Annotated in this window: 1 pseudogene; it reads left to right on the top strand. The window is 81.9% G+C overall.

Annotated features, from left to right (window positions below):
- Positions 1-299, top strand: a pseudogene (locus ACLBYB_RS33200) (hydantoinase/oxoprolinase family protein); the annotation flags it as partial.

Raw genomic sequence — 299 nt, forward strand, 5'->3', positions numbered from 1 at the left:
GCCCTGGTCGAGGGCGGCCGGGTCGCGGCCGCCGCCCAGGTGCCGTGCCCGCTCTGGCAGGGCCTGCCGGCCCTCGACCGGGCGCTGGAGGCCGCCCCCGGCTGGGCCCGCGGCGCGGCCCTGCACGCCGTGACCATGACGGGCGAGCTGACCGACTGCTTCGCCGACCGGCGCGACGGCGCCGCGGCGCTCGCCGGATGGGCCGGGTCGCACCTCGCCGGGACCGTGCGGATCTACGCCGGCCGCTCCGGCCTCGTCGCCCCCGAGGCGGCCGCGTCCCTGTCGGCGGACGTGGCCAC

The sequence above is a fragment of the Methylobacterium sp. D54C genome (assembly GCF_053345595.1).